An 8,321-nucleotide genomic window follows, 5' to 3' on the forward strand; every position below is an offset into this window, starting at 1 on the left:
ACTGCGGACCCGTTACTCAGCGGGTCCGCAGTTGACGTTTGAAGGTATTCAGCACCCGGGCCAGGGTCAGCGTATCGCCAAAGGCCTGCCGGACAATCTTCAGCGAAGCGCCCTTGCTCACGCCCGACTCACGCGGGTGATATCTGGACTCTACCTGCCGAACGGTATGCCCCGTAACGAGCAGCTTCGCGCATATTTCACTTTCTACCAGGGAGCTCTCCAGCTCGACCTTCAGCGACTGAACGGCCTGGGTCTTGTAGATCTTTACCCAGTTTACATCTTTCAAATCAAAGCTGAGCAGGAATCGGTTCACAAGCCGGTTGGCGTACGAGAGCGCGTTCCGGAGCATGGTATAGGTCGTATTCTCGAGCCGGTAAAACGACACGAACGACCGGTCCGGCACGTTCATGTGCGGAATCAGCTCATCGGTATCGAACTGCCCATCGGCCGGAACCGCCGTCAGGTTTTCGTAACGCGCATTGGCGTATCCTGTCCGCAGCGCATGGCCAATACCCCGGTTGACCGGATGAATCAGCGGCCGGATTACGGCATATTCTGCAGCCAGCTCCCGTACCACATCGGCCGAGCCATCTGAACTGCCGTCGTCGACCAGCAAAATTTCATACAGGCCGGGTTTGTACTGCTCAAACGTCTGAATCAGTTTGGTAACGACTTTCCGAACGGTACCTACTTCGTTGTAACAAAAGACGACTACACTCCAGGTTTGGTCCATCAATAGCGGTTGATCACGTCAATAACCTGATTAACTTCTTCGTCGGTCAGTTCGGCAAACATCGGTAGCGATACACAGTGTTCGGCCAGGTATTCGGCCTGGGGGAAATCGCCTTTGTGATACCCGAGCGATTCGTAGGCCTTCTGGAGGTGGCAGGGCACGGGATAATGTAAACCAGCCACAATGTTGTTTTCTTCCAGATAGCGCAGGAAGTCGGCCCGGTTCTCGACCGTAACCACAAAGAGGTGATAAACGGATTCGGCAAAGCCGGGCTGCTGCTGCATTCGTACACCCGGGTTGGTGATCTCCTGCTGGTAACGGTCGGCAATAGCCTGCCGACGGGCATTCCACTGATCGATATACCGCAGCTTGATGCTCAGGATAGCGCCCTGAAGACCATCCATCCGCATGTTATACCCAATCTCGTCGTGGTAGTACCGCGTCTGCGAACCATGGTTGCGCAGACTTAGCACATGATCGTAATAGGGTCGGTGGTTGGTCGTTATCCCTCCGGCTTCGCCATAGGCGCCCAGGTTTTTGCCGGGATAAAAGCTGAAGCAGGCCATTTCACCAAAGCCCCCCACCCGCGTACCGTTGTAGCGGGCGCCGTGGGCCTGGGCGGCATCTTCGATAAAGCGCAGGTTGTGCTGTTCCGCTACGGCCTGAACGGCCGCAATATCGAAGGGTTGCCCGTACAGGTGTACGCCCGCAATCACTTTGGTCCGCTCGGTGATCCGTTCGGCAATTTTCGATGCGTCGATCTCCCAGGTGTTCGGGTCGCAGTCGACAAATACGGGGGTAGCGCCCACGTGCGACGCGCCCCAGGCCGTAGCAATGAACGTATTGGCCGGAATGATGACTTCATCACCGGGGCCAACGCCGAGTGCCAGCATGGCCAGCTGCAGGGCCGTGGTTCCGTTATTAACCCCCATGGCATGCGATGTACCACAGTAATCGGCAAAGGCCCGCTCGAAGGTGGCAACGTAGGGACCGCCGGAGAACGCGTTCGATTCAAAAACTTCTTCGGTTACTTTGAGCACCTCGTCTTTCAACTGGTGATACTGTTTCCGCAGATCAAGAAAAGGAATTTTGTGGGTGGCTACCATCTGATAAATTGAGTTGGCGCGATGGAAATTAGGATTTCACAGACTTAAGAACACGGGCTGGGTTACCCGCCACGATGGTGTTGGGCGCAACGGATTTAGTCACGACCGAACCGGCGCCGACAATGGCTCCTTCGCCAATGGTGACCCCGCACAGAATCGTGACGCTCGACCCGATCGACGCGCCTTTTTTCACCCAGGTTTCTTCCATAGTCCAGTCGGCATCGGTCTGTATCGACCCGTCGGGGTTGGTAGCACGGGGGAAACGGTCATTAATAAACGTCACATTATGCCCGAGAAACACGTTATCCTCGATATGGACGCCTTCGCAGATAAAACTATGGCTCGATATTTTGCAGTTCTTGCCGATGGTAGCGCCCCGCTGAATTTCAACGAACGTGCCGATCTTAGACCCATCGTCGATTGTACAATGGTAGGCGTTTACAAAATCGTATATCTTGACGCCTTCGCCGACCTGCACCTGATTCAGCGAACGTTTGGGCGAGTCTTCTGTCAGTGTAGTCATGTTACAGTTTAATTTCTTTCCCGTTTTGTTTGATCGACATTTCGGCGGCTTCGAGTACGCGGACGACCTCCAGGCCTTTGTGTCCATCTACTAACGGTTGTTTCCCGTGCAGGATTGCCCCCACAAAGTCGGCCGCCATATCGGCCAGCGCTTCCTTCGGCGACACTTTCGGGATAAACACATCGCCGGTTCGGTAGTCGACCTGCTTGCGGTGTTTTTCCTGTTCCGACTCGTTGAGCTGGTAGCCCGTGTCGTAGATCCGGATTTTATCGGTCGGTTCCACGTCGTCGTAGAGTACCATCTTCCGGTCGCCCCCGATCAGGATCCGGCGTACCTTCAGCGGAGAAATCCAGGAGCAGGTAAAGTGAGCGATAAAATCGGACTGGTAGTGCAGCGTCAGGTAAGCAATATTCTCGATGCTGTTGATAGCGTGGGCTTTACCGGTTGCCGTCAGGCTGTAGGGTTTCTCGCCAACCAGATGGAACAGAATCGAAATGTCGTGCGGAGCCAAATCCCAGATCACGTTGACATCGGACTGAAACAGGCCCAGGTTGATCCGGGTGGAGTCGAAATACTGGAGCTTGCCAAACTCGCCCGATTCGCAGAGCGATTTGATTTTCTGCACCGATCCCGTATAGAGAAACGTATGATCGACCATCACGACCAGGTTCCGCTGAGCCGCCAGTTCGATCAGCTCTTCGGCTTCGGCAACGCTGGCCGTAAACGGTTTCTCGACCAGCACATGCTTCCCCGCCAGCAGCGCCTGTTTGGCAAGTTTGTAGTGGGAGAAGACGGGGGTGGCCAGCACGACCGCGTCGATAGCCGGATCGGCCAGCAGGTCAGCATAATCGTGGGTACCGCTAACCGTTGGATAGCTCTGCCGGGCTACGGCCAGCCGCTCGGCCCGCGGATCGCAGACGGTTTTAACGGTGCACTCTTTGGCGTTCATGAAGTTACGAAGCAGATTGACTCCCCAATATCCGTAACCGACCAGGCCAACTTGTATCATTCGATATGACAATAAATAAGGTTAATACGCTGCTCTTTTCGGCAGGCAGCGCTGCATTACTTGCTCATCCCGATGAGCCGGGCTGCCTTGAACTGGATGGCCAGCAGCCAGATTAAACAACCAACGATAACGACCTCCAGTACGTATTCGGCCACGGCCTTAGCGGTGGTGAGGTCGCTCAATGAACTGAACAACGGCATATCCATACTCCACCAGAGGGGTGGCTGAACCACAACCGCCACGTTGAACAAAAGCAGGAACAGCAACTGGTTCCGGCTGGTCAGCGCAACAACGCCGAACAGCATGGGCATGACATAGATATACGCGTAGTTGGCCAGCGAACTCTGCTGAACAATCATCATAAACGCGTACGTACTGACCCATAGCGTCACAAAACCAGCCTCGAACCGCGGTCGGTTGCGGTAAGCCACGTAACAGCCGAACGCCAGAATAGACGCCAGCCCCACCCAGTTGAGCGATTTCTGACCCAGCGGGATAACACTGCCCAGCAACGGCCGCAGAACGGTCCAGATATTCGGAGTCCGCGGATCGTTGGCCTGCTGAACGGGCTCCAGAAACTCAAGCCCTACTAAACCATACATAATAGCTAGAGCTGGTAAACCAACTAGCAATAATCCGGCCACATACCGCAGCTGGTTACGAACCAGAAAAAACACCGGTATGAGGGTCAGTACCAGAATGGCTTTGGTTACGACCATACCCAGACCCAGCACCAGCCCCACCGACAGATCGTCCTGACGGTGACGCCAGGCCATCAGCGCCCATACGCCAAAGAGCCACATCAGTTCATCTTCCTGCCCGCTCAGCACCGACAGTACCATCGAGATGGGCAGCAGCAGGTACAGGATGGCTTTCTGGAACGGCTCGTCGGCCGGGCCCGGCAGGCTGCGGTAGTAGCGGAAGGTCAGCGCCAGCGTCAGCCCCTCCAGCAGAATCAGCAGCAGGGTAATGGCTTCCGGGCTGTACCAGATCAGCAGGGGCAGGGCCGTCAGATAGGCAAATAAAGGCGAGTAAGCCGAATCGAAATCGCGGTAAACCACCTTCATCTCAAGCGCTTCTTTCGAGGCTTCAAAAAACATGGGCACATCCGAACGCGCAGCGTAGCCCAGCACGATGTACAGGCCAATAAACGGAACGATACGGAGCAGAAAAAAGGCAATCCCCAAAGCGAGGGGCTGGCGGTTATAGGCGGGCGTAAGTGCCTGACGATAATACCAGAACAGAACAAGCAACACGGATAACAGGAATGCAATAGCCGCTTTGGGAATGACTGACGACGGGAAATCTGGCATTGGTGGATTGCTTGTACGCAACAAAACTAAGATAAAAGTACAGATCCGCGACGAATTAATTATCTACCGTATGTTGTGTAAACGGTAGCAGCCTGGTTTGACCACTTTTTGTTCCCGGGGTCAATCCCTGCTTTCGGCACCCAAAAATCGGCATTCGGCCAAATTGATTTCCCGGCCAGACAGCCTGTCATCACCTTTGGGGCATCAGTCCTATCACCAGATATACAACCCTATGAAAACGTTATTACTTGTTTTATACATCGCTTCGGCAACGGCCGCGCTGGCTCAGGTTCCTGCCGGAGCAGGGGCGGGCAGCTCTGGCGGATTTGGCCGGCCTGCCGACGAACGAACTCAGCGCCCTACAGCTACCATTTCCGAGTCTGATCCGCTGCCCCGCGGCAACGGTAAAATTGCGGGTCTGCTCATGGACTCCACCACCAGCAAGCCCGTTGAGTTCGCGACCATAGCCGTACTCAGCGCCCAGACCAACAAACCCGTTGACGGGACCACCACCGATGAAAAAGGCCGGTTCACCCTGACCAAGCTGGCTCCCGGCCAGTACCGGCTTCAGTATTCCTTTATCGGGTACCGGGACAAACGGTCTGCGCTCATCACCGTTGAACGGGGTACCGACCTCAACCTGGGCATCATCAATCTGGCCCCCGACATTCGCACGCTCAGCGAAGTAAACGTGGTAGGTCAGGCGGCCATGATCGAAGAAAAAGTAGACCGGCTTGTTTACAACGCCGACAAAGACATTACGGCCAAAGGGGGCGACGCCAGCGACGTGATGCGCAAGGTGCCGATGCTTTCGGTCGACCTGGACGGCAACGTGAGCCTGCGTGGCAGCAGCAACGTAACCGTACTGATCAATAACAAGCCCAGCACGATCGTGGCCAGCAGCGTAGCCGATGCGCTCAAGCAGATTCCGGCCGACATGATCAAAACCGTAGAGGTCATTACCAGCCCCTCGGCCAAATACGATGCGGAAGGGTCGGCGGGTATCATCAACATCGTGACCAAGAAAACGACGCTGCAGGGGGCTACCCTGAACGTCGACGGGGGCGTTGGCAACCGGGGGGCGCTGCTCGGCCTGAACGGTAACTACCGCACCGGCAAGATGGGCTTCTCGCTGAGCGGCTTCGGCCGGGCCGAGTATAATGTGCGTGGCGCCTTCAGCAATGACCAGACAACGGCTTCGCCCAATGGCACCATCCGTACGCTGCAGAGTGCCAGCACGCAGAACCAGCGCATCTTCGGCAACTATCAGCTGGGCTGGGATTACGACATCAACAAGAATACCTCCCTGACCGCCAGCGTTCGTTACGGAGCCCGTAATGGACTGACGAGCCAGAACAACCTGCTGACCCAGACCTTTCTGCCCAACGGTTTCTTCCCGATCAATAACCTGCGGAACGTAGACACCAAGGATTTGTCGGGTACGGTCGATGCCAACGTAACGTATACCCGTACGTACAAGCCCCAGCAGGAGCTGAGTATTCTGGCCCTGTATAGCCGGAACAACCGGACCAACAACTTCGTTGCCGACATCCTGAGCGGAACCGACTTCCAGACCATTACGGCCCGCCAGCGAAACGATAACCAGAGCTACAACCAGGAATCGACCCTTCAGCTCGACTATCAGGTACCGGTCGGCAAAAACCAGCTCTTCGAACTCGGTGGTAAAGGTATTTTCCGGCAGGTCAACAGCGATTTCCAGTATTTGATTGCCGACGGCCCCGACGCCCCCTACGAGACGGACAACAGCCGCCGGGCCAACACCCTCTTCTACGATCAGCAGATTGCCGCGTCGTATCTGTCGTATACCCTGACGACCAAGAGTAAATTCACGATCAAAGCCGGAGCCCGGTACGAGTATACCTTCATCGGCGCCCGGTTCAGCAACGAGCAGGGCGCCCCAGCCGCGTCGATTCCCGACTATGGCAATCTGGTTCCGAGCATCAATATCTCGAAGAACCTGGGCGGTGGCAAAATCATCAAGCTGGCCTACAACCGCCGAATCCAGCGGCCGGGTATCCAGTTCCTGAACCCGAACGTAAACACGGCCAACCCGACCAATATCACCACGGGTAACCCCTACCTCTCGCCCGAGTTGACCGATAACATCGAGCTGGGTACGAGTGCCAACATCAAAGGCATTTACCTGAACGCAACGGTTTTTGCCCGGCGCACCAACAACGAGATTACCGCCGTTCGGGATACGTCGACCCAGAACTTCGGCGATCCAACCAACCCCGTTTTTCAGCAGGTTATCCGGACCGGCTATCAGAACGTTGGGCGGCAGGACGCCTTCGGTCTCAACCTGTTCGGTAACGCTACGTTGTTTTCGAAGTGGCAGCTTGGTGGCGGTGTCGATGTGTTCCATGTCAGCCTGACCAACAACAACAGCAACCCCATTTATGCAGCCTCTAACTCGGGCTGGATCGTGAGCGGTCGTCTGATGACCAGCCTGACCCTGAAGGGCGGCTGGGGGCTACAGGCCTTCGGTGGTATGCGGGGTCGGCAGGTGCAGCTCCAGGGCTACCAGAGCACCATGTACTTCTACAGCATGGGGGTTCGCAAGGATTTCAACCAGAAGAAGGCCAGCCTGGGCCTGGCTGCCGAAAACTTCCTGAACCATCCGTTCGTACAGACCTCCGAACTGCGCTCGCCCATCCTGACGCAGAACAGCACCAACAGCTTCTACAACGCCGGGGTTCGGTTGACATTCAGCTACAAGATTGGCAAAATGAGCTTCGACGCCCCGCAGAAACGCCGGCGGTCGATTGACAACGACGACATAAAAAGTGGCGAAGGTGGCGGCAACGACGGTCCACAACAGGGCGCTGCGGGCGGTGGCGGAGGGGGCGGTCGCCCAAAAAATTAGTGGATACAGGCCCGTACCGTTCAGCGCTGGCTAACGTATTCAGTACAAGCAATTAATTAGATAGGTTGACGGTAATCCCTTCTGCACTGCGGGGGGGATTCCTTTTTTTAGTGTGTTTGCGCGAAAGTTGCCGGGCCAACACTTGCGCGACATAGCGGAAAGCACTACTTTTGCCCCACAATTCAGGAGACGCCAGTGTCGGATAGCGGTCGATTCCGCCTGATTTGTAATCAGGATGCGCAAGCGCGTCGGGGGTTCGAATCCCTCCACTGGCTCAAAAAAAGCACGTATAGCCCAGGCCGTACGTGCTTTTTTTGTTCGTTACGCCAGCGCGGGCGGTACCTGAACGCTGCCTTCGTATACGGTAGTCGACCCCGTTAAGAGGTTGTTTGGGGAAGGAATTTATGTGAATTCTTCTAGCCCGAATGGCTGCCTTTTCGCCCCCCAGCCCCTTCAGAGCTTGTCTGGGGAAGGAATCTGCTGGCTTTAGTCGCTCGAATGGGCACCTTTTTTACCCCCCAGCCCCCTAAAGGGGGAGAAAAAACGGCTGGGTTAACTCCCCCTTTAGGGGGCTGGGGGGCAAAGTCCGGTCTCTTTATGGCTTTACCTGCTTATCAACCCTTCCCCAAACAACCTCTATAGTGTCGTTGCCGGTTTGAGCAATTGCTTCCTGATTTTATCAGCCGCCGACAGGTCCGTCAGGGTAATATTCATCCGGTGGCGCATGGTGGGCGAAGCCGTTAAAATTTC

The 8,321-nt window shown here is 55.7% G+C and carries 6 protein-coding genes and 1 tRNA gene; 2 read left to right on the forward strand and 5 right to left on the reverse strand.

Going from position 1 to position 8,321, the window contains the following annotated elements:
* Positions 1-16: 16 nt before the first annotated feature.
* The 5 genes from B1C80_RS24345 to B1C80_RS24365 are packed head-to-tail and all read right to left on the reverse strand — an operon-like array spanning position 17 to position 4,684.
* Positions 17-733 carry a glycosyltransferase family 2 protein gene (locus B1C80_RS24345; protein WP_077923828.1) on the reverse strand — a complete coding sequence of 239 codons (717 nt, stop codon included), beginning with the start codon at positions 731-733 and terminating at the stop codon, positions 17-19.
* Positions 733-1,839: a DegT/DnrJ/EryC1/StrS aminotransferase family protein gene (locus B1C80_RS24350; protein ID WP_077923829.1), complete on the reverse strand. Its 1,107-nt coding sequence runs from the start codon at positions 1,837-1,839 to the stop codon at positions 733-735. Before B1C80_RS24350 ends, B1C80_RS24345 begins: the two co-directional genes overlap by 1 nt.
* Before the next feature lie 28 nt (positions 1,840-1,867).
* A complete protein-coding gene (locus B1C80_RS28935) occupies positions 1,868-2,362 on the reverse strand; it encodes an acyltransferase (protein ID WP_077923830.1) in 495 nt (164 codons plus the stop codon).
* A gap of 1 nt (position 2,363) precedes the next feature.
* Positions 2,364-3,371: a Gfo/Idh/MocA family protein gene (locus tag B1C80_RS24360; protein ID WP_077923831.1), complete on the reverse strand. Its 1,008-nt coding sequence runs from the start codon at positions 3,369-3,371 to the stop codon at positions 2,364-2,366.
* 56 nt (positions 3,372-3,427) lie between these two features.
* Positions 3,428-4,684, reverse strand: a complete 1,257-nt coding sequence (locus tag B1C80_RS24365) for a hypothetical protein (protein ID WP_077923832.1) — start codon at positions 4,682-4,684, stop codon at positions 3,428-3,430.
* A 232-nt stretch (positions 4,685-4,916) separates the two neighbouring features.
* Between B1C80_RS24365 and B1C80_RS24370 the strand changes: the two genes are divergently transcribed.
* Together B1C80_RS24370 and B1C80_RS24375 are read left to right on the forward strand one after the other, a co-directional pair.
* Complete coding sequence (locus tag B1C80_RS24370; RefSeq protein ID WP_077923833.1) at positions 4,917-7,571, forward strand: TonB-dependent receptor domain-containing protein; 2,655 nt, start codon at positions 4,917-4,919, stop codon at positions 7,569-7,571.
* 191 nt (positions 7,572-7,762) lie between these two features.
* Positions 7,763-7,846, forward strand: a tRNA-Thr gene (locus tag B1C80_RS24375).
* The last annotated feature ends 475 nt before the right edge of the window (positions 7,847-8,321 follow it).

The sequence above is a fragment of the Spirosoma sp. 209 genome, assembly GCF_002006735.1.
Taxonomy (GTDB): Bacteria; Bacteroidota; Bacteroidia; order Cytophagales; family Spirosomataceae; genus Spirosoma; species Spirosoma sordidisoli.

Coding starts and splice junctions, on each gene's coding strand:
- B1C80_RS24345 (WP_077923828.1), bottom strand. CDS start 733: ATGGACCAAACCTGGAGTGTAGTCGTCTTTTGTTACAACGAAGTAGGT.
- B1C80_RS24350 (WP_077923829.1), bottom strand. CDS start 1,839: ATGGTAGCCACCCACAAAATTCCTTTTCTTGATCTGCGGAAACAGTAT.
- B1C80_RS28935 (WP_077923830.1), bottom strand. CDS start 2,362: ATGACTACACTGACAGAAGACTCGCCCAAACGTTCGCTGAATCAGGTG.
- B1C80_RS24360 (WP_077923831.1), bottom strand. CDS start 3,371: ATGATACAAGTTGGCCTGGTCGGTTACGGATATTGGGGAGTCAATCTG.
- B1C80_RS24365 (WP_077923832.1), bottom strand. CDS start 4,684: ATGCCAGATTTCCCGTCGTCAGTCATTCCCAAAGCGGCTATTGCATTC.
- B1C80_RS24370 (WP_077923833.1), top strand. CDS start 4,917: ATGAAAACGTTATTACTTGTTTTATACATCGCTTCGGCAACGGCCGCG.